The sequence below is a fragment of the Nocardia rhizosphaerae genome (assembly GCF_042650365.1).
Classification (GTDB): Bacteria; Actinomycetota; Actinomycetes; order Mycobacteriales; family Mycobacteriaceae; genus Nocardia; species Nocardia rhizosphaerae.
Genome location: NZ_JBHSBA010000003.1, coordinates 1,322,505 through 1,342,633 on the forward strand (window position 1 = coordinate 1,322,505; position 20,129 = coordinate 1,342,633).

The following is a 20,129-nucleotide window of genomic DNA, read 5'->3' on the forward strand; positions in this document are numbered from 1 at the left end:
CGCGGCGGGCACGTCATCGGCTGTTGGCGAAGACGGCGTATTGGGCGGCCGCTCGCTGCTGGGCGTCGAGCAACTGTTCGCTGCTGACGATGCCGACGTACTCCTTGTAGGCGAGGATGCAGCTGTAGCGCTTCTCGGCCTCGAAGCGCTTGTTCTCCACACACGCCGAGTCGGTGAGGTTGGGCGGGGGCGCGGCGTCCGCTTCGGTCGGCCAGAGGAAGAGTTTCTCGGTGACCGCGCGGCGCGCGGTTTCGGCATCGGGGGTGCGGATACCGATCGAGCCCCAGGCCACGGCCACCTGCTCGGCATTCATCGCGGTGAGCTGTTCGCCGAGATAGCGCCGGTTGTCCGGGATGGTGCCACCGGCGAAGTGCTGGAAACCTTGCCTGCCGGTGACGTAGGTGTATCCGCTGTTGGGCGCGGTCAGCTGGTCCGGGTTCAGCGTGCGCATGAGCAGATGGTCCGGGTCCCATGGCAGGGTCATGACCTGTTCATCGGTCAGCGGAGTCGCCTTGTCGAGCGCTGCTATCTGTTTGCCGTAGGCGGTCTCGGCCATGGTGGTGAGCGCGGTCAGGTCGGGGGTCGCGACCGAGAGCTGGAAGCCGATCACGAACGGGCCGTGCGGCATGAGGGTACGGAGGAAGGGTGAGTCGGGACGCCAATGCGCCGAGACCTCAGGGTATTTCGGCAGGCGCACCGCTTCGGCGCCGTCCTGGGCTGCGAGATCGGCGTCGTGGAATTCCCTGGCCGCGGCGCCGGCTCGCTCGGGGTCGGGGAACTGGAAGACCATGGTGGTGGCGGTAAGCCGGTTCGACGCCTTCTTGGTCGGCCAGCTGTCCCCGACGATGTCGGGGGTGAAGTCCTGTGAGGCACCCCTGGAATGGAAGCCGTAGAGCATCTGGTGCCGCTCCGCGATGCCCGACATGACGTCTTCGTTGCCCAGCTCGTCCGGGAGCAGGCGTGGGTTGGCGAAGTCCGCCGAGTTGCCGTACATCATCTGCGGATCGATGTCACCGGAGCTGATCGTGTAGTCGGCGATCCGCATCGCGGCCAGTTTGTACATCTCGTAGAAGTCGGGGACCGGATCGTCGTCGTGGGCATTGGGTGGCTCGGTCGGATACGCGCCCACATCGAGGGTGCTGATCGCGATCTCGCCGGGCACGGCGGTGCCTGCCACGGTGGACGCGCAGGCGGTCAGTGACGCGGTGAGGACGGCGCCGAGCAGCATCGACGCGGTGCGTGTCGTGGTTCTCATGCGGCGTTCACCAGCAATGCGTACTGCGCGGAGATGCGCTGCTGCACGTCGAGCAGCTGATTGGACCAGACGAACGCGGCGTAGCGGTCGTAGGACACCGCGCAGTAGAAGCGCACGGCCAGGCGTTCGCGGCCGATGTATTCCTTGCATCGGGCGACCGGCAGGTTCTTCGGTGCTTCGGCGGTGGTGAATTTGCGCGTCAGGCCGCCGAGTTCGTCGCGCACCGCCTGGGCGCCCGCGATATCCCTGGCCCGGAACACCTCGGAGCCGTCGTTGGCGTACAGGTCGACGCCGTTGTCGGTGATCATCTTCGTTGTCGACTCCGGGTCGGAGGAGAAATGGCGCGCGGTGCGGCCCGCGTACACGCCGGGCGGGTTGAGCCAGGAATCCTCGCGCGGGCGCGGCGCGGTGCGCCCGAGCATGCCGTCGCGGTCGCGTTGCAGCGTCATCAGCTGATCCACCGGAGTCGGCGTGAATTCGGCGACCGACCCGACGATGGTGTCGAGGCTCTGGCGGGTCAGGTCGAGCAGCGCTTGCTTGTCGACCTTCTCCAGCCAGATCTTCAGATAGTCGTAGAGCCAGGTGTAGATCACCAGGTGGCCGGTGGCGTACCAGGAGCCGATCGACTGCTGATCCGGCTGCCAATGCGCTTTGGCCGCGGGATAACCGGGGATCTCGATGGGCTGGTTGTTCGGCGCGTAGCCGAAATCGAGGCGCTCCAGTTCGGCAGCGGCGGAGGCGGCCTCGGCCTCGTCGGGGAAGATCATCACGGCGTTGACCATGTCGATGCCCTTGTTGTCGGGCGCGGTCTGGGCCGAGCTCACGAAGCCGCCGATGAAATCGGGCGCGATCTCGTCGAACCGGTCCACCGCCATGATCTTGCCGAGCGACGCCTCGGCGTCGATGAATACCGTGGCGATCCACTGATTGGCGTGCACGAACCGCGGGTCGATATCGGCGGGGGTGGGGACGTGATCACCAAGCCGTTCGGCCTCGATGAACCTGGCCTGATCCATATTCGCGACCGTGCCGACCTCGCGCGGCTGGGTCGCGTATCCGCCGACGTCGAGGGTGCTGATATCGATCGGGGGGTCGGTGGCCGTCGCCTGGGGCTCGTCACCGGTACCGCAGGCCGTCACGGTCGCGATCAGCGCCGCGGCGAGCGCGAGGCCCGCAGTTCTCGACATCGCCCTGGTACGCACGACAATCACCCTCCCCGAATCGATGGTCGGGCGGAATACTACGACACGACACCGACAGCGGGCGGGCCCGATTGTTCACAAACTGTTCGCGAGCAAGGCGAATTGGGCGGAGATCTTCTGGCGGACATCGGGTTCCTGATCGGAGCTCACAATGCCGAGATATCGCTTGTACGGCACGTAACAGCGGTATCTGTATTCCTCGTCGGCGTCGCCCTGATCGTTGAGTTGCAGGCATTTGGCACCGGGCACATCGGTGGGTGCGGCCAGCGAATCGTAGTGGCCGGAGGAGCCGATCAGCCCGGCCATCAGCGCCTGCGCACCGGCCAGGTCGCTGACCCGGGTAACCGAGCCGCCGTCGACCAGCGCGATGTACTCCGCGCCGGTGGATTCGATCAGACGCTGCCTGGTGGTCTGGTCGTCGGTGTTGTGCACCAGATGTCCGGTGCTGTACACGGCGAAGGAATGCTGATCGGGCACCAGGCCCGCGCGATTGTCGACGACGGCACGGGCGAGCAGGCGCTCGGAATCGATCGGCAGCTCGGCGAGTTTGTCGTAGGGGGTGGCCGTGAACGAGCTCAGCTGGTCGAGTTCGGCGGCCAGCGCCTTGTCGACCCAGGAGATGAGGTCGGCCGAGTCGGCGCGGGGACGCTGGACGAACAGCGAGATCACGAACTCCTCGTGCGCCAGGAACGCGCCGATCGTCGGCACACCGGGGCGCCAATGCAGGTACGCCTCCGGGTATTCGGTGGAGGCGAGCTTGCGATTGTCGGGGGAGACGGCGAGGTCGACGTCCTCGAGCTCGCGGGCGGCGAGCGTGGCCGCCGTCGCATCGGGGAAACGCAGCAGCGCGGTGGTGATCGCGGTCGCGTCGGCGGCGGGCCTGGTCTGGCCGTCGGGGTCGGGTTTGTCGGAGCCGAGCGCGGCGTAACCGGTGACGAATTCCCGGTTCTCCAGCACGGGTTCGGACACATTGGCGACGAAGTCGAGCGCGCGCTCCACGTCGGGGATGACGGTGCCGCCGCGGCCGTGCGACAGCGACGGATCGATCCGCACGGCGGGGACGACCGCGGCCGACATCCTGGTGCCCTCGACCAGCGCGCCCTTCGAGCCCGCGGTGTCGTCGTAGGTGTGCCGATCGGTCGGGTAGGTGCCGGTTTCCAGGCCGCGGACATCGGGTTCGCCCGGTACGGGTGTGCCACTGACGGCGCAACCGGTGACGGTGGCGACCAGTGCGGCACAACAGAGTGCGGACGCGATCTTCGTCGAAATGCTCATAACCGGCCCCTCGAATGTGCTGCCGCTGTAGGTGTGAAGTTACCGGACGAAGACCGCCCAGGGGGACCGATGCGGGTGGGTTTGCCATAGTCTGGACGGCATGGCGACGACCCTGCTGCGCGGTTCCGGTGGAGGCCGATTCCTGTGAAGGATCGGCAGGTCGAGGTGGTGCCGGGAAGCCACGCGGTCGCGCGGGTCGCGGGCGCGGTGATCGTGGTGGCCCATCGCGGTCCCGGGCGGCTGAGGTCCGATGACACCGCCGCGGTGGCGCTGGAGTCGCTGGCCGAGCTGGTGCGGGCCGCCGCCGAGGATCAGCCGGGTGGGCCTGGGTCGGTGGTCGCGCGGGAGGCAACGCGCTGGTTGATGAAGTACGCCGAGCAGATCTCGCCGGGTGTCCCGATCGATTTCGGCGTGCTCTCGGCCGCCGAGAACGGCGGCGTGGCGATCTTCCTGCACGGCGCGATCACCGCGGTGCTCGCCGGGGACGGCACCGCCGAGTACTACCGGGGCAGCGATGCCGCCTTCACTGTCGACCGGGTCGCGTCGGAGCCGGCGACCGCGGTCGCGCTGTTCGTCGACGACGCCAAGGGCCGCATACCCGATCTGCCCGCCGAACGCGGCGTCGGCTGGCTGGTCGAGGGCATCGCGCAGGCGGGCGGTGCGGTGGTCTGGTCCAACGGCACCAGGTCGCGGGTGCGGACCGCCGCTCCGGCGGGCGAGGCACGCCGCCCACCGCCGCCCACCGCGCGGGTCGACCGGGAACCGGCGCAGGGACAAGGGGATTCGCGACCGGCCGAGGCGCCCGAAACCGGCATGCAGCCCGCGACCTCGATGCTCGACGCGACCGGCACCGCCACCGGCCCGGCCCACGCGGCGGTCGATCCGTATTCGGTTGCGCCACCGGTCGATCGGCAGCATGCCGACACCAGCCACAGCGGGACCAACCCCGCCCCGGAACCCGACCCCGACCTGCAACGCAGATTGGAGTCGACCGCGCGGGCCACGGTGCTCACGGTGAAGGTGATGGGATTCAAGTGCGCGCGTGCGCATCCCAGCGATCCGCGCTCGGCGTTCTGCACGGTGTGCGGCATGCCGGTCGACCAGACCCAGGCCCTCGCCGAGGTGGTGCGCCCACCGCTGGGCATGCTGGTGCTCGACGACGGCATGACCTATCTGCTGGCCGCCGACGCGGTGATCGGCCGCGACCCGGAGAACTCCGAGGCCGCCCAGCGCGGGCTCATCCCGCTGCGCGTCGACGACTCCTCCGGCGGCATGTCCCGCGCGCACGCCGAAGTGCACCTGGTGAATTGGGACGTGCAACTGCTCGACCGCGGCTCCACCAACGGCACCCGCACCCGCCTGCCCGGCTATCGCGACTGGGTCCGGCTCACCGCCAACCAGCCGATGATCCTGATCCCCGGCACCGAGGTGATGATCGGCAACCGCGTCCTGCGCTACGAACCCGCCGCACCGCCCCCGTTCGGCTGATCGTCCTGCTGCCTCCGGCCCCGCACGGCCCGCGACTCGAGCACACCAGCGCCCCACCAAACACCGCCGGCTCCACACCTCACCCAGCCCCGTACGACCCGACCCCGAGGAGGGTCACGCCGCGCAGCGGCGGTCGCGGCCCGTCGGCGTCGATCAGGCGCCGTTTCGCAAGCGACGAAGGAGCAAGCAACGGCACCTGACCGACGCGACCAGGGATGCCGCACCCGAGCAGGCCAGCGGCTCAACAAAACACCGCAGCTGCACACCTCACCCAGCCCCGCACGACCCGACCCCGAGGAGGGTCCGCCGCGCAGCGGCGGTGACGGGGACCAAGGGGCCGCGACCCGAGCGCGCCAGCGCTCCAACAACTCAGCTGTATCGGGAAAGGCAGGTGGTTTCGCCGTTGAGGACGCCCGCCCGGAACGCGTCGACGCGGGAGAAGCCGCTCGGGACGGTGTTGCCCTCGGTGTCGCTGGCGGCGAGGCCGTCGGTGAGCAGGCCGGAGACGGCCTCGTCGAGGTCGCCCGCCGAGAGCTGGATATCGCCCTGGCTTGCGGGCCGGTTCGGCTCGGCGAGCTTGCCGGTGACCACGCCGGACAGGCAGGCCGCGCGCAGGCCGGTCTTCGCGCCGGTCAACTGCTGGCCGTTGCCGCGCTGCACGGCGAGGGTGTAGCGGGAGATGAATACGACGTAGCCGTTGTAGTCGCCGCTGACCTTCACCGGCAGCGGGCCGTCGTCCTCGGTATCGGCCGAGCCGCGTTCGGCCAGCGCGGGGACATCGGTGGCGATGACGTTCTCGGCTGGGCAGTAGGTGACCGGTTCGGTGGTCGCGCCGTCGGCACAGTCGATCCCGGCACCGGAGTACTGGTAGGTGGGGGCGTCGGACACCGGCAGGATGGCCTGCAACGCCTTGCTCAGCTCGACCAGATTGTCCTTCGTGATCGGGTACTCGCCGCGGCCCTGGTCGCCGGAGAAGGTCTGCGGCAGATTGCCCCTGCGCTGGTCGATCTCCTCGGCGTCGATGCCCTTGCAGCCGCGCGGGCCGTCGGTGAACCCGATCTGCACCGCGGTGACCCGCTCGAAGGCGGACCCGTGCACGCTCTCGGGATCGTCGGGATCGGAGTCGCGAATCGAAACGGTCGCGGCCAGTACCGAATTGAGCCCGTCGGAGGTGTTGATCGTGAAGTGTTTCGACTTGCCCTCGGCGACGTGCCGGATGAAGGCACCCGCGAAGCAATCGGCCTGCTGTTCCTTGACCAGCACCGGGGTCTTCTTGGTGACCATCTTGGCCATGGTCTGGATGGCGTGCCCGTACTCGTGCGCGAGCACCATCACCACCGACATCTTCCCGAAGGTCTCGGACATGGTGGGCAGCAGCATCGCGCGGTCCCAGCCGATCGAGTTGTCGCTGCGGCAGTAGGCGGCGTTGACCAGGTGGTAGGTGGTCTCCTTGCAGAATTCGACCGCTTGGCTGCGCGAGGCGCGGGCATTCCAGGAGATCAGCTTCTCGACCGGCGCGAAGGTCTCGCCGCGGAACTCGGCGGCGAACACGGCCTCCCAGTAGGTCTGGATGTCCTCGATGGCATTGAGCGCCAGCGCGTCGACCTCGCCGCCGTCGCCGTTGGTCGCGGTCAGCGTGGAATCGGGGACGCCGGGTCGCGGCCCGTTCGGTCCTCCGGTGGTGGGCAGGCCCGCCACCTGGAACGGGTCGTCGTAGATCGAGACGCCGCGGCCGTCGATCGACCGGGTGCAGCCGAGGCTGAGCAACGCCAATAGCACAGCGCTGATCGCAACGAACACTTGGCCTCTCGGCATCTGTCCCCCTGGTCGGCCGGATCGGAGTGCAGGTCGGGCGCCGGATCGGGCACGAAGCCTTCTCTCCGGGCACCGCCGATGTCCGGGTGATGGCATAGTATCCGCTCCATGTCTTCACCGGGGGCGCAGACCATCACCGTGCGCCATGATGGAACTGAACGAGTTTTCGAAGCGAGCCAGCAGATCACCATGGGACGGGCGCCTGAGGTCACCCTGTTCGTGGACAGTCCGCTGGTCTCGCGGGTGCACGCGACGCTACGCTTCCAGAACGGGGCCTGGGTGCTGGCGGACAATGGCAGTACCAACGGGGTGTTCGTCGACGCGCGCAGGTTGAACCAGCCCGTCTCGATCGACCGGCCGACCCAGGTGCGGCTCGGCGACGCGATCAGCGGCCCGCTGCTGCACCTGGTGCCTGCCGCGCCGTCCTCGCGGCACGCGGCGACCGTGCTCGCGCCGCCGTCGGCGCCGCAATCCCAGCAGCGTCCGCCGCAACGGCCGCAGCAGCCCTTCCCGCCGCCGCAGCAGTCCCGGCCGAATCCGCCGCAGCAACGGTTCGCGCCGTCGGCGCCGCAGCCGGTGGCGCCGCAGGACAACATCAACATGACGCGCCGCGCCGACTCCTCGATGCTGCCACCGGTGCGCAAGTCGGCCTCCACCGAGCCGGTGGCTCGCGGCGACCGGATCCCATCCGGCGGCCTGAGCATCGGCCGGACCTCCGACAACCAGATCGTGGTGAACGATCCGCTGGCCTCGCGCAAGCACGCGCGCCTGATCTCTTCGTCCGAGGGCCTGGTGATCGAGGACCTCGGATCGGCCAACGGCACGTTCGTCAACGGGCACCGCCAGCAGCGGACGGTGCTGCGCGAGCGCGACATCGTCACCATCGGCAATATCGACTTCGTCGTCACGCAGGGGGCACTGGCGCATCGGCAGAAGCCGGTGGCCGAGCTCGGCCTGTCGGTGCACGGGGTCGGGTTCACGGTCGAGGGCAACAAGCAGCTGCTCGTCGACGTCAACATGCAGGCCGGGCGCGGCACGCTCACCGCGCTGATCGGTCCGTCGGGCGCGGGCAAGTCGACGCTGTCGAAATTGGTGGCGGGCAATACCCAGCCGACCGGCGGTGTGGTCACCTTCGAGGGCCGCAACCTGCACGCCGAGTACGAAGCGCTGCGCTCCAGGATCGGTATGGTCCCACAGGACGACGTGCTGCACCGCCAGCTCACCGTCCGCCAGGCGCTCGGCTTCGCCGCCGAGCTGCGGCTGCCGCCGGATACCACCAAGGCCGACCGGCAGCAGGTGATCGACGGTGTGCTGCGGGAACTCTCGCTCACCCAGCACGCCGACACCCGCGTCGACCGGCTCTCCGGCGGTCAGCGCAAGCGCGCGTCGGTGGCGATGGAGCTGCTCACCGGCCCCTCGCTGCTGATCCTGGACGAGCCGACCTCCGGCCTCGACCCGGCGCTGGACCGGCAGGTCATGCAGATGCTGCGCGAACTGGCCGACGCGGGTCGCGTGGTGATCGTGGTGACCCACTCGGTCGCCTGCCTGGACATGTGCGACCAGGTGGTGCTGCTCGCGCCCGGTGGCAAGACCGCCTTCGCCGGTCATCCCGGCGGGGTCGGCGCCGCGCTCGGCACCTCGGACTGGGCGGAGATCTTCGCCAAGGTCGCGGCCGATCCGGATCAGGCGTTCGCGGCGTATCGGTCCAGACAGGCCTATGTGCCACCGCCACCGCCACCGCAACCGCTGCAGCGCGGCAACACGGGCGCGCCACCGCAATCGAGCGGGATGCGCCAGTTCAGCACGCTCGCGCGCCGGCAGTTGCGGTTGATCTTCGCCGATCGCGGCTATCTCGTGTTCCTGGTGGTGCTGCCGTTCATCCTCGGCGCGCTGTCGCTGGTGGTGCCGGGTAGTGACGGCTTCACGGAGGGGCCGCTGATCGCCCAGCCGGACGGATCCTTCGCCCGCTCCAGCGGCGGCGAGGCCCAGCAGCTGCTGGTGGTGCTCATTCTCGGCGCATGCTTCATGGGCGCCACCCTCACCGTGCGCGACCTGGTCGGCGAGCGGTCGATCTTCTACCGGGAGCGCGCGGTCGGCCTGCTGCCGTCGGCCTATCTGATGGCCAAGATCGTGGTGTTCAGCGTCACCGCGTTCCTGCAGTCGGCGGTGCTGGTCGGCATCACGTTCCTCGGCAAGAAGCCGCCGCAGGAGGGGGCGCTGATCCCGAGCGGCAGTGTCGAGCTGTACTTCGACATCGCGATGACCGCGGTGTGCTGTGTGGTGTTCGGTCTGCTGATGTCGAGCCTGGCCAAGTCGAACGAGCAGGTCATGCCGATGCTCGTGGTGATGATCATGGTGCAGCTGGTGATGGCGGGCGGCCTGATCCCGGTGACCGACCGGATGGGTCTCGAGCAGGTGTCGTACCTGTTCCCGTCGCGCTGGGGGTACGCGGCCGGTGCGGCCACCGTCGACCTGCGGGAGCTGGTGCTCGGCGCGCAGCAGGATCCGATCTGGGAACACAAGCCGGGCATCTGGGCCATCGACATCGTGCTGCTCGTCGTGATCACGGCGATTCTGGCCGTGATCACCTGGAGCAGGCTGCGGCTGAAGAAGAGTCAGGCATGAGTCGGCAGGTCAGGGCCCTATCGGAGGGCAAGATGCGCGTGTCGGCCGTCGACCGGGCACACTTGGTCCTGTGACGGTTCGAGTTGGCGCCCTGCACCTGGGGTGGGATGTGGTCTCCGTTGCCGCAGGCGGCGGCCAGACCCCGATCCGCCCGGTCGAGGTGGAGGGCACATACACCCCGCCCGCCTATCTGCTCGCCGACGCGGCGGGCCGGTTGCACACCGCCGGTGTCGACCGGCAGCGCCCGGATCTGGGGATGGCGATCGCCGATGTGCGCGACATCCTCGGGCATCCACAGATCGTGATCGCGGGCGCCACCTGGCCCGCGGAACTGGTCTTCCGCGCTCGGCTGTACAACCCGCTCGCCGCGGTCGGCAAGTATCTGCGCGGCAAGCCGCAGGTGGTGGCGCTGCCGTATCCGGACAGCTGGCCGGAGGAGAAGGTCGAGGTCTACGCGGCGCTGGTGGAGCAGCTCGACGTGGTCGTCGAGCCGCTGCCGGAGAGCGTCGCGCTGTCCGGGTATGTCCGGGCGCTCGGGCTGGTGTCGCCGCCGAGCGAGCGGCACCGGACCGGCCTCGGCGCCACGGGGGTGTACTCCGACGGCCGCACGCTACTGGTCGTTGCGGTACACGGGGACGACGAACAGCCCACCGAGTCGGTCGAGGTGTCGGTGAGCGCCGAGGCGCTGCGCGATGCCCGCACGGCCGACAACGTGGTGATCGAGGCGATGGCCGCGGCCCGCTCGATCGGCGCCGACACCTCGACGGTGCTGCTGGCGGGCAATGTCTGCTTCAACGACGCGCTGCGGCTGGCCTTCCAGAATCATCTCGGCCAGCGGCTGCAGGTGGCCGACCACCCGATGCACGCGCTGGTGCTCGGCGCGGCACATCTGCTGGTCAACGAGCCGGATCTGGACGAGGACGACTATCCCGAGTCCCAGCACCCCGGCCAGGGGTATGCCGCGCAGGTCGGCTGGGGCGCACCGCCACCGGCGCCGTCCGCCGGTCAGCCGCCGAGCCCGGCGGGTATCGTCGCCGGTCCGCCGACCCCGTCGACCGGGCGGCACGCGCTGCCCGAGCTGGAGGACGAGGAGCCCCGCGGCGGTCTGCTCGGCAAGGTACGCAAGGGTTTGTCCGGCGCACCGGTCGTGGTCGGTGCGCTCGCGGTGGTCGCGACCGCGTGGCAGGGTGGTGCCGCCGGTCCCGCCGCTGCCGCCGAACCGGTGCGCTGCGCGTTCACCCCGTACGTGACCACCGTCCCGCCGGAGGGGATCGCGAGTGCCCGCGGCGCGGGCCCGGTCTCCGAGGAGTGTGCCACCCCCGGCATCGACACCCTGCGCTACCGGATTCCCGGCCCGGCCCGTGCCACCGACCCTGGACCACCCGTGGTGATCTGACACCGGTGCCCGATTGTGGGGCGGTGATGCGTGGCTGGTATCGTTACCCGCTGGTGTGTGGAACGCCGGACTCGTTCGCGAGGTCGGCGCACCCTCGATGTCCCGGGTCTCCACCGGCCGCCGGGACGGGATCGAATCCACACCCGTGGCCGGCAACACCGACGACAGACAGGGAACGACTGTGCCTACGTACAGCCCCAAGGCAGGTGACGTCACCCGCAAGTGGTACGTCATCGATGCCACTGACGTAGTCCTCGGCCGTCTCGCCGTGCAGGCCGCTGGCCTGCTGCGCGGCAAGGGCAAGCCGACCTACGCACCGCATGTCGATGGTGGCGACTTCGTCATCATCATCAACGCGGACAAGGTTGCCATCTCCGGCAACAAGAAGCAGGACAAGCTGATCCACCACCACAGCGGACACCCGGGCGGCCTCAAGTCGCGCACTGTCGGCGAGGTGTTGGCGACCCGTCCCGATCGTCTCGTGGAGAAGGCCGTCAAGGGCATGATCCCGAAGAACAAGCTGGGCAACGCGATCGCGGGCAAGCTGAAGGTCTACGCAGGCCCGAACCACCCCCACGCCGCGCAGCAGCCGGTTCCGTTCGAGATCAAGCAGGTGGCCCAGTGACCGCTCCTGAAGAGTTCACCCCCGAAGAGTTCGACGCGGTCGACGAGACCGTGGTCGAGGTTGTCGAAGACGGCGAAGGCTACGAGGCCGAGTACGTCGAAGAAGCCACCTACGCCCCGATCGTGATCGATCGCCCGGTGCAGACCGTCGGCCGCCGTAAGGAAGCCGTCGTTCGCGTGCGCCTGGTGCCCGGTTCGGGCAACTTCGTGCTCAACGGCCGCACCATCGAGGACTACTTCCCGAACAAGGTGCACCAGCAGCTCGTGAAGTCCCCGCTGGTGACCGTCGAGCGTGTCGAGAGCTTCGACATCTACGCTCGCCTGGTCGGTGGCGGCCCCTCGGGTCAGGCGGGCGCCCTGCGTCTGGCCATCGCCCGTGCGCTGATCGAGGTCACCCCGGAGGACCGTCCCGCGCTCAAGCGCGCCGGCTTCCTGACCCGTGACCCGCGTGCCACCGAGCGTAAGAAGTACGGCCTCAAGAAGGCCCGTAAGGCGCCTCAGTACTCGAAGCGCTGATTTCGGTTCTGCCGACGGCAGGCTTTCCCCTACCCTGTGTTGGGTTACCCGCGTGAGCGGTGGGGGAGCCTCGTCAGCGGAGCACTTGTGCGAGAGCAGGCTGCCAGCTCATGCTGGCTGCCTGCTCTTGTGCTGCATTTCGGGACCTACGACTTTGAGGTAGAGGTATGGGACGGCTGTTCGGCACGGATGGGGTTCGTGGTCTCGCCAACGACACGCTCAGTCCGGAACTGGCGATGCGGGTCGCGGCGGCCGCGGCGCAGGTCCTCTCGCGTGGTAAGACGCGGGCGGTGGCGGTGGTCGGCCGGGACCCGAGGGCCAGCGGTGAGATGCTCGAGGCCGCGGTGACGGCGGGCCTGACCTCGGCGGGTGTCGATGTGCTCTCCGTCGGCGTGCTGCCGACCCCGGCCGTGGCATACCTGACCGGTCTCTACGACGCGTGCTTCGGCGTGATGATCTCCGCCTCGCACAACCCCATGCCCGACAACGGCATCAAGATCTTCGCGGCGGGCGGACACAAGCTCGGCGACGCGGTGGAGCAGCGCATCGAAGCCCTGATCGCCGACGGCAACACCGTGCGCCCCACTGGCGCGGGCATCGGCCGGGTGCGCGGCGACTACACCGTCGAGGGCACCCACGAACGCTATGTCGAGCACTTGCTCGAATCGACCGGGCAGCACCTGTCCGGGCTGACCGTCGTCGTCGACTGCGCGCACGGCGCGGCCGCCGAGGTGGCGCCGCAGGTGTACCGGGAGGCGGGTGCGACGGTGATCGCGATCAACGCCGATCCGACCGGCCTCAACATCAACGACAATTGCGGTTCGACGCATCTCGACGCGGTGCGCGCCGCCGTCCTCGCCCACGGCGCCGACCTGGGGATCGCGCTCGACGGCGACGCCGATCGCTGTCTGGCGGTGGACGCCACCGGCGAGGTCGTCGACGGTGACGCGATCATGGCCGTGCTCGCGCTCGCGATGCGGGAGGCGGGCGAACTCGTCGACAACACCCTGGTCGCGACCGTGATGAGCAACCTCGGTCTGCACATCGCCATGCGCGCCGCGGAGATCACCGTGCTCACCGCCGCCGTCGGCGACCGGTATGTGCTCGAGGAACTGCGCCGCGGCGGCTACAGCCTCGGCGGTGAGCAGTCCGGCCACGTGGTGTTCCCGCGCTACGGCACCACCGGTGACGGCGTGCTCACCGGTCTGCGGCTGATGGCGCGGATGGCCCAGACCGGCCGCCCGCTGCGCGAGCTCGCCTCGGTGATGAGCACCGTGCCGCAGGTGCTGGTGAACGTGCCGGTCAGCGACAAGGCCGCCGTCGCAGCGGCGCCCGAGGTGGGCGACGCGGTCGCCGAGGCGGAGCGGGTACTCGGCGACACCGGCCGGGTGCTGTTGCGGCCGAGCGGAACCGAACAGCTGGTGCGGGTGATGGTCGAGGCGACCGATCCGGTGCAGGCGCGTCAGCTCGCCGACGATCTGGCCAAGCGGGTCGCCGCAGTCTGAGCCCACGCTGCGCGCACACAAACCGCGCGCTGTGTGCTTTCCGGCCCCATCGCTCGGGTTTGTGGGCGCCAGGCGTGGCGGGTTTCCCGCTGGCGGGGCGTGCCGGGGCCATCTACTATCGGCATACGCCGTATGGACCTGTGTGCCGGTGGCGCGTGTGCTGCTCGGCGCACCGGAGAGTTTGGCGCGCAGCATGATTCGAAGGGGGCCGATCCATGTCGCCGCTGCCCGCCCGCAATTACCGCGACCAGGACCGGTATCCGGTGGAGTACGTGGAGCCCGATCCCTATCACCGCTGCGGCGGCGCCTGCGGCAGGCCGGGGTGCCGGGACGTGCCACAGGGGTATTCGCATCACACCGTGCCGATCCGGGACGAGGGTTATGGCCAGCCCGCCTACGAACCCGTCGCCGAACCGGAGCGCGGGTACTCGTTCGCGGTGCCGCGGCTGCCCAGATCCCGCGCGGCGATCGTGGTGCTCGTCATCGCGTTCCTCACCGGTGCCGCCGGGCTCGTCGGCGCGAAGCTCGGTTCCGATATCGACCTGTTCGGTGCGGCGGAAATGGCTGTGACGCAGTCGTTCTGATCAGAACTGGCCGACGACGAAGCCGCTGAACAGCACGCCGAACCCGCCGATCTCGGCCACGATCAGCCCGTACATCGACAGCCGTAGCGCGCCGGGGATCCGGCCCGCGAACTGATTGGTGGTGTCGCGGCGCCACCCGTGCAGCACGTAACTGGCGATCGCGCCGACGAAGAACGCGAGGACCACCAGCACGGCGATCAGATTGACAGCCGTCGGCCAGGCGCTGAGCTCGGTGAACACCGCGAGCAGCACACCGGCGAAGGAATACATCAGCGCGGCCCGGTGCGCGATGTCGACGTAGACATGCGCCGTCCCTTTGATCGAGGTACGGATGCCGTGATATTTCCACACCCCGAGCAGCAGGGCGCTCAGGAAGATGAGCCCGGTGATCAGCAGCGTGACACGGGTATCGATGCCAAGATCCATGGTGGTTCCTATTCCTCGGTGAGCCGCCCGCCCACCATGTGCCAGCGACGGGTCGCCCGCACAGAATCCAGCATCCGGCGATCGTGTGTCACCAGAATCAAGGTGCCGGTGAAGGATTCGACGGCCTGTTCGAGTTGTTCGATCGCGGGCAGGTCGAGATGGTTGGTCGGTTCGTCCAGTACCAGCAGGTTCACCCCGCGCGCCTGCAGCAGGGCGAGGGCGGCGCGGGTGCGTTCGCCGGGGGAGAGGGTGTCGCAGGCCCGGGTGACGTGCGGGCCGCGCAGGCCGAATTTGGCCAGCAGGGTGCGGACCTCGGCGTCGGGCCAGGCAGGCATCGCCGCGCCGAAGGTGTGCGCCAGGCTGTCGGAACCGCGGAACAGGCCGCGCGCCTGGTCGACCTCGCCGATCTCCACTCCGGAACCCAGTGCGGCGGAACCGGAGTCGGGAACGAGCTTGCCGAGCAGCAACGCGAGCAACGTCGACTTGCCGGAACCGTTGGCGCCGGTGAGCACGATCCGGTCGGCCCAGTCGATCTGGGTGGTGATGGGCCCGAGGGCGAACTCTCCGCGGCGCAGCACCGCGCCGACCGCGGTCGCCACCACCGACCCGCTGCGAGGCGCGGTCGCGATCGCCATCCGCAGCTCCCATTCCTTGCGCGGCTCCTCGACCACCTCGAGCCGTTCGATCCGGCGCTGCGTCTGCCTGGCCTTGGCAGCCTGCTTCTCGGTGGATTCGGCGCGGGTCTTGCGGCCCATCTTGTCGGCGTCGTTCTTGCCCTTGCGGCGGGCATTGCGCACTCCGTGCTCGAGCCAGTTGCGCTGCATCTGCGCGCGGGCCTCCAAACCCGCTTTGGTGTCGGCGAATTCGTCGTAGGCCTCGCGGGCGTGCCTACGGGCGATCTCGCGCTCGGCCAGATACGCCTCGTATCCGCCGTCGTAGAGGCCAACCTGCTGCTGGGCCAGATCCAGCTCTAGCACCCGGTTCACAGTGCGCGCGAGGAACTCCCGGTCGTGACTGATCACCATCAGCGGCACCCGCACCCCGGCGACGAAGCGTTCCAGCCTGTCCAGGCCGTCCAGGTCGAGGTCGTTGGTCGGCTCGTCGAGCAGCAGCACGTCGAAGCGCGACAACAACACCGAGGCCAGCCCCGCCCGCGCGGCCTGGCCGCCGGACAGGCCGGTCATCGGGGTGTGCAAGCCGCCGGGCAGACCGTCGGTGAGCCCGAGTTCGGCGGCCACCTCCTCGGCCCGCTGGTCCAGGTCGGCGCCGCCGAGGGCGAGCCAGTGCTCGAGCGCGGGCGAATAGTCGTCGTCCCCGCCGTCACCGAGGCGTTCGGCCGCGTCGTCCATCACCCGCTGCGCGTGCGCGACCCCGGTGCGCCTGGCCAGGAACTCGAGCACCGTCTCGCCGTCGATCCGCTCGGGTTCCTGCGCCAGGTAGCCCACCGTCGCGTCGGGCGGGCTCACGGTGATGCTGCCGGTGGCGGGCGTGCGGTCGGCCAGCATCCGCAGCAGTGTCGACTTGCCCGCTCCGTTCACGCCGACCAGACCGATCACATCGCCGGGCGCGAGGGTGAAGTCGAGGTCCGCGAACAGGGTCCGCTCGGCATGTCCCGCGGACAGACCGGTCGCTTGCAATGTGGTGCTCACGCCCTCAGTCTGCCCGTCTCGGGGTGTGACCCTGAGATCGGGCCCGGCGGAAATCAGGGTGCGAATAGGTCCGGTGACCGATGCGCCGGCCGGCCGCCGATCGGCACAGTGGAGTCATCACCGTTCGACAAGGAAGGCGCCACACAATGACTGCCCCCGCCCGCCGCTTCACCCGTTCGACCAGCGACAAATGGATCGCAGGCGTCTGCGGAGGGATCGCGGAGTACTTCGGCTGGAACGCCAATATCGTCCGCCTGGTCTTCGTGGTCTCCTGCCTGTTGCCCGGCCCCCAGTTCCTCATCTACCTGATCCTGTGGCTGATGATGCCCAAGAAGTGAGGACCGAGGTCCCCGTGAGCCGCTCGCGGATGACAGGATGGTGGTGATCCCGCCGCGCCGTCATCCGCGAGTTTCTGGTTTGAGGAGGAGTCCCATGGTCACCTCGGGCGACATCCCCGGCCTCGGTCTACCCGACATCGACGCCCATTCACCCCTGACCGACCTAGGCCCCGTCGAACTCCATCAGCCCGCTCAGGACCTCGACGGCGACGGAGTGGTCGACTCCATCACCGACAGCGATGCCCACGGCACGAGCGTCTGGTCCGACTACGACCAGGACGGTATCGCCGATCATGTGACAGTGGTGGAGTCCGACGGGGACTATGCCGCCTGGGAGTACCACCGTCATCCCGATGGGACATCGGAGTGGCGGCGGACCGATCAGGGGAACCTGGGTGAGTAGCGCGCGTCCGGTTCCGCACGTGGCCGACGTCGACTCGGCCTATATCGACGGTTTCGTCACCGTGTACGAACTCGTCGACGGTGAGTACAAGATGACGGGCAGTCGGCTGGTGAGCCAGTTGGCAGGCTGAGGAGCAGGCACGGAGTATCACCGTCATCCGGGCGGGACGTCAGTGTGGCGGCGGACCGACCAGGGGACCTAGGGGGAGTGAATTCGTGCGGCCGGTGCGGGAACCGGTGGGTGGGTTCGCGCGTCGAAGTAGGTAAGGCGCCGGTGTGGCGCATCCGAGGTAGCCGGAAGGTGGGGGAATGGGCGATACGGTTTCAGGCGGATTCGTGGCAGACCCGGTGGCGATGTCGCAGACGGTCGACACCGTGACCGACACCGTGACGACAACCCGGACCTCGGCGAAGGAGGTCGCGGCAGCGGCGTGGGTTGCTGCCGATGCTGGGCGGGCGTACTCCAGTAGTGGCCAGAAGATCGATTCGGCGTTGGATCGGGTGGTCAGCTGGGCGAAGGTCTGGACGAGCGCTTCCGAGCAGCTTGCGGACGCGATCGGCAAGGCGGCCATCACGTACACCGCTGTCGACAAGACCACCGCGCGCGGCCTCGACGGCGCTGCCCCAGCACCGGTGAAGTAGGCGCAGCGATGACCAGACCTATCAACGACGTGCTCGACGACGGCGCTCCCGGTCTGCAGTACTTCGAGCAGCTAGGGCCCCGATACGTCGCGGCTTTCGGCGGGAGCTTCGACTTCTACGAGTTGGTTCGGCCATACGACAACGAGCGCGACATGAACATCGCGAATCTCGAGGCCGCCGCAGGCGCGCTTCGCCAGCTCGTGACCACGGCCGACGCCAAGATCAGTGCGCAACAGTCGGCCGCCGGAACTATGCAGGCTGGGTGGCAGGGCGAGGCCGCCGCTGCTGCGGCGGGTCAGCTGGGGCAGATCGCCACCATGGCGAGTGAGGACCGAGACAAGATACGGACCTTCGAAGCTGCACTCTCCAAAGCCGCAGCGGAGATTCCCGGACTTGTTCAGGCCAAGGCAGACACCGTCTTGACATTGATGGACGACGCGGTGGACAAGTACTACGGGGGTAAGAAGACGAAATCGGTCCCTACGGTAGGTGGCCTGGCTCCAGCTGACATCGACAGTGTTATCGACGCCTCGAAGACCGGGAGCGGGCTCCTGAACGAGGAGTTGGCAGCGATCACGGCACATCGCAACTCCGAAGGCGTGACGGATATCCCGGATACTTCCGCGGAGATCAAGAACAAGACATCCAGGGAGTACCGCGACGCGATCAAGGACATGTGCCGACGCTGGCTGTCTATCGTCTTCATGCCCGACTACAACGGCAAGGTGCGGATCTTCACCGATCAATGCACCACGACTCGAATCGCTGTCGAGAGTCTTCTCGATGCCGTGGAGTCAGCGGCTGCCGGAGTTGTCGAGCGAAGCTACCCGTCTGTGTCGGGCACCGAAGTAGCCCCCGTCGAGGACTCGCAGCCACGAGGCGACCAGCCGAAGACGACGGACGATCAGACCACCACGGCTGGTACCCAACCGGGTGATCAGACGACATCGAATGGTGATCAGACGACGGACAACGGTGGTCAGACCACCACGGCCGGTACGCAAACCGGTGACACGACCACCGGGTCGACGGTGAAGACGACGACGAAGGAGACCACCACCGACGACTCGTCCACCGACGACGACTCGACGACCGACGACTCCGACATCAGCACGGCGCTGAGCACCCTCGCTTCGACGATCAGCGATCTGGGCACCACCGTCTCGGAGGCGTTGACCGGCGATCTGGGCGACACGATCACCTCCACGATCGAGTCGGCGGGTACGTCGCTCGGCGACAGCATCGAGCAGCTGACGGAACAGGCGAGCAGCCTGCTGTCGGCCGAGGGGCAGGAGGCGTCGTTCCAGCTGGGCGACACCACGGTGAGTATCGAAGCGGGGGCGAACGGGCTGACACTGACCACCACCGATTCCAGTGGTGCGACGAGCCAGTACACGCTCTCGCTGGACGAGAACGGGAATCCTGTTCTCACCCAAGATGCGTCGGGCGAGACCACCGATCAAGGGGATGAGTCGGCCGGCGTACTCGGTTCGGGCACACCACAATCCGGCACCAGCGACGGGGAACCCGGCGCGAGCGATGGCGGCGTGACCAGTGCTCCCGATGCGACCAGCCCGGAAACTCCCGATCTCACCGACGCGCCGGTGACCAGCGAAATCGGTTCCGGCGAAGAGTCTTCGGGCTCGGTGGCTGGCGGTGTTCCCGTCGGCCCACGCCCGGCCCGGCAGGAGGCCGACAGTGAACATGTCCCGAGTATCGATCAGCCGGTGAGCGATCCGGGCGACAGCGGAGCTGTGCTGGCCGAAGCGGGTCCGCTGTGATTGTTGGCGGATCGTCCGCGTTTTCGGGCGGATAGTCGACCGTGGACTACGCGGCAGAGATCGAGCAGATCGCGGCGGAAGCGCGGCGGCGGTCGGCGCTGCTGATGGACGAGATCGATGAGATCGACCGGCAGACCGCGATGCGCGCCGAACAGTTCGCCGTCGACGCCGCGGCGCGCCTGCGAGAACTGGCCGAGCAGGAGCCGGAGGCCACCGAAACCGCTGAGCCGCAGCCGGTACAGCCGGAACCAGACTACGAGGCCCCCGCACGCGCGGCGGCGCCTCCCGTAGCGGCCCCTTTCGTCCCCGACCCGACCATGACACCCGAACAGCAGCGGCAAGCCGAGATCCGGGCGGTGGTGGCGCGGGCTCGTGCCGCGCGGGAAGCCCGATCGACGGTCGCTCCGTCGGATGGCGACTACGACTCCGAGTCCGAGTACTACCGCCGGTCCACCTGGCTGGACTGAGAATCCCGCGCTCGAGTGGACGGGTGAGACCGGCCGGGGCAGTCTGAGCACGGTAGGCCGACGAAATCCGCTTCGCCGCGACCAATCCGGTCGCGGCGATCGAGGCCAACATGTCGGCCCCATCCCGTCCATCGTGCAC

Annotated in this window: 19 protein-coding genes; 13 read left to right on the forward strand and 6 right to left on the reverse strand. The window is 68.6% G+C overall.

Annotated elements, in window-relative coordinates; translation table 11 throughout:
• Positions 1–13 precede the first annotated feature (13 nt).
• The 3 genes from ACFOW8_RS07605 to ACFOW8_RS07615 form a co-directional block, all read right to left on the reverse strand.
• The gene (locus ACFOW8_RS07605; protein WP_378547455.1) at positions 14–1,255 is read right to left on the reverse strand and encodes a DUF7373 family lipoprotein; all 1,242 of its coding nucleotides are present in this window, start codon (positions 1,253–1,255) and stop codon (positions 14–16) included.
• A complete protein-coding gene (locus tag ACFOW8_RS07610) occupies positions 1,252–2,457 on the reverse strand; it encodes a DUF7373 family lipoprotein (RefSeq protein ID WP_378547458.1) in 1,206 nt (401 codons plus the stop codon). The genes ACFOW8_RS07605 and ACFOW8_RS07610 overlap by 4 nt, the downstream gene beginning before the upstream one ends.
• A 75-nt stretch (positions 2,458–2,532) precedes the next feature.
• The gene (locus tag ACFOW8_RS07615; RefSeq protein ID WP_378547461.1) at positions 2,533–3,732 is read right to left on the reverse strand and encodes a DUF7373 family lipoprotein; all 1,200 of its coding nucleotides are present in this window, start codon (positions 3,730–3,732) and stop codon (positions 2,533–2,535) included.
• 144 nt (positions 3,733–3,876) lie between these two features.
• Here ACFOW8_RS07615 and ACFOW8_RS07620 point away from each other — a divergent pair, with 144 nt between their 5' ends.
• Positions 3,877–5,220 carry an FHA domain-containing protein gene (locus tag ACFOW8_RS07620; protein ID WP_378547464.1) on the forward strand — a complete coding sequence of 448 codons (1,344 nt, stop codon included), beginning with the start codon at positions 3,877–3,879 and terminating at the stop codon, positions 5,218–5,220.
• Positions 5,221–5,589: 369 nt separating this feature from the next.
• Here the strand turns inward: ACFOW8_RS07620 and ACFOW8_RS07625 are convergent, their stop codons facing one another.
• On the reverse strand, positions 5,590–7,035 hold the full coding sequence (locus ACFOW8_RS07625) for a metallopeptidase (protein WP_378547467.1): 1,446 nt from the start codon (positions 7,033–7,035) through the stop codon (positions 5,590–5,592).
• Positions 7,036–7,143: 108 nt separating this feature from the next.
• Here ACFOW8_RS07625 and ACFOW8_RS07630 point away from each other — a divergent pair, with 108 nt between their 5' ends.
• From ACFOW8_RS07630 to ACFOW8_RS07655, 6 genes are all read left to right on the forward strand, one after another.
• The gene (locus ACFOW8_RS07630; RefSeq protein ID WP_378547470.1) at positions 7,144–9,660 is read left to right on the forward strand and encodes an FHA domain-containing protein; all 2,517 of its coding nucleotides are present in this window, start codon (positions 7,144–7,146) and stop codon (positions 9,658–9,660) included.
• A gap of 70 nt (positions 9,661–9,730) precedes the next feature.
• Positions 9,731–11,056 (forward strand): hypothetical protein, encoded by a 1,326-nt coding sequence (locus ACFOW8_RS07635; protein ID WP_378547473.1) that lies wholly within the window; start codon positions 9,731–9,733, stop codon positions 11,054–11,056.
• Between the two features lie 181 nt (positions 11,057–11,237).
• Positions 11,238–11,681, forward strand: a complete 444-nt coding sequence (rplM, locus tag ACFOW8_RS07640; RefSeq protein WP_022567307.1) for a 50S ribosomal protein L13 — start codon at positions 11,238–11,240, stop codon at positions 11,679–11,681.
• Positions 11,678–12,196: a 30S ribosomal protein S9 gene (gene rpsI, locus ACFOW8_RS07645; RefSeq protein WP_110037104.1), complete on the forward strand. Its 519-nt coding sequence runs from the start codon at positions 11,678–11,680 to the stop codon at positions 12,194–12,196. Before rplM ends, rpsI begins: the two co-directional genes overlap by 4 nt.
• Before the next feature lie 167 nt (positions 12,197–12,363).
• Positions 12,364–13,701 (forward strand): phosphoglucosamine mutase, encoded by a 1,338-nt coding sequence (gene glmM / locus ACFOW8_RS07650; protein ID WP_378547477.1) that lies wholly within the window; start codon positions 12,364–12,366, stop codon positions 13,699–13,701.
• A 215-nt stretch (positions 13,702–13,916) separates the two neighbouring features.
• The gene (locus ACFOW8_RS07655) at positions 13,917–14,285 is read left to right on the forward strand and encodes a hypothetical protein (RefSeq protein ID WP_378547480.1); all 369 of its coding nucleotides are present in this window, start codon (positions 13,917–13,919) and stop codon (positions 14,283–14,285) included.
• Here the strand turns inward: ACFOW8_RS07655 and ACFOW8_RS07660 are convergent, their stop codons facing one another.
• Entirely contained in the window at positions 14,286–14,711 is a 426-nt protein-coding gene (locus ACFOW8_RS07660) for a hypothetical protein (RefSeq protein ID WP_378547483.1), read from the reverse strand. It abuts the gene before it with no gap.
• Between the two features lie 8 nt (positions 14,712–14,719).
• On the reverse strand, positions 14,720–16,360 hold the full coding sequence (locus ACFOW8_RS07665; RefSeq protein ID WP_378547486.1) for an ABC-F family ATP-binding cassette domain-containing protein: 1,641 nt from the start codon (positions 16,358–16,360) through the stop codon (positions 14,720–14,722).
• A gap of 146 nt (positions 16,361–16,506) precedes the next feature.
• Here ACFOW8_RS07665 and ACFOW8_RS07670 point away from each other — a divergent pair, with 146 nt between their 5' ends.
• The 6 genes from ACFOW8_RS07670 (at position 16,507) to ACFOW8_RS07695 (ending at position 19,990) form a co-directional block, all read left to right on the forward strand.
• Positions 16,507–16,698, forward strand: coding sequence for a PspC domain-containing protein (locus ACFOW8_RS07670; protein WP_378547489.1), 192 nt, complete (start codon positions 16,507–16,509; stop codon positions 16,696–16,698).
• Between the two features lie 94 nt (positions 16,699–16,792).
• On the forward strand, positions 16,793–17,101 hold the full coding sequence (locus tag ACFOW8_RS07675) for a DUF6802 family protein (protein WP_378547492.1): 309 nt from the start codon (positions 16,793–16,795) through the stop codon (positions 17,099–17,101).
• Positions 17,094–17,231 (forward strand): hypothetical protein, encoded by a 138-nt coding sequence (locus ACFOW8_RS07680; RefSeq protein WP_378547495.1) that lies wholly within the window; start codon positions 17,094–17,096, stop codon positions 17,229–17,231. The genes ACFOW8_RS07675 and ACFOW8_RS07680 overlap by 8 nt, the downstream gene beginning before the upstream one ends.
• A gap of 178 nt (positions 17,232–17,409) precedes the next feature.
• Positions 17,410–17,742: a hypothetical protein gene (locus ACFOW8_RS07685; RefSeq protein ID WP_378547498.1), complete on the forward strand. Its 333-nt coding sequence runs from the start codon at positions 17,410–17,412 to the stop codon at positions 17,740–17,742.
• 8 nt (positions 17,743–17,750) lie between these two features.
• Positions 17,751–19,523, forward strand: coding sequence for a hypothetical protein (locus ACFOW8_RS07690; RefSeq protein WP_378547501.1), 1,773 nt, complete (start codon positions 17,751–17,753; stop codon positions 19,521–19,523).
• Between the two features lie 41 nt (positions 19,524–19,564).
• Entirely contained in the window at positions 19,565–19,990 is a 426-nt protein-coding gene (locus ACFOW8_RS07695; RefSeq protein ID WP_378547504.1) for a hypothetical protein, read from the forward strand.
• The last annotated feature ends 139 nt before the right edge of the window (positions 19,991–20,129 follow it).

Coding starts and splice junctions, on each gene's coding strand:
- ACFOW8_RS07605 (WP_378547455.1), bottom strand. CDS start 1,255: ATGAGAACCACGACACGCACCGCGTCGATGCTGCTCGGCGCCGTCCTC.
- ACFOW8_RS07625 (WP_378547467.1), bottom strand. CDS start 7,035: ATGCCGAGAGGCCAAGTGTTCGTTGCGATCAGCGCTGTGCTATTGGCG.
- glmM (WP_378547477.1), top strand. CDS start 12,364: ATGGGACGGCTGTTCGGCACGGATGGGGTTCGTGGTCTCGCCAACGAC.
- ACFOW8_RS07615 (WP_378547461.1), bottom strand. CDS start 3,732: ATGAGCATTTCGACGAAGATCGCGTCCGCACTCTGTTGTGCCGCACTG.
- ACFOW8_RS07670 (WP_378547489.1), top strand. CDS start 16,507: ATGACTGCCCCCGCCCGCCGCTTCACCCGTTCGACCAGCGACAAATGG.
- ACFOW8_RS07660 (WP_378547483.1), bottom strand. CDS start 14,711: ATGGATCTTGGCATCGATACCCGTGTCACGCTGCTGATCACCGGGCTC.
- ACFOW8_RS07655 (WP_378547480.1), top strand. CDS start 13,917: ATGTCGCCGCTGCCCGCCCGCAATTACCGCGACCAGGACCGGTATCCG.
- ACFOW8_RS07690 (WP_378547501.1), top strand. CDS start 17,751: ATGACCAGACCTATCAACGACGTGCTCGACGACGGCGCTCCCGGTCTG.
- ACFOW8_RS07675 (WP_378547492.1), top strand. CDS start 16,793: ATGGTCACCTCGGGCGACATCCCCGGCCTCGGTCTACCCGACATCGAC.
- ACFOW8_RS07685 (WP_378547498.1), top strand. CDS start 17,410: ATGGGCGATACGGTTTCAGGCGGATTCGTGGCAGACCCGGTGGCGATG.
- ACFOW8_RS07630 (WP_378547470.1), top strand. CDS start 7,144: ATGTCTTCACCGGGGGCGCAGACCATCACCGTGCGCCATGATGGAACT.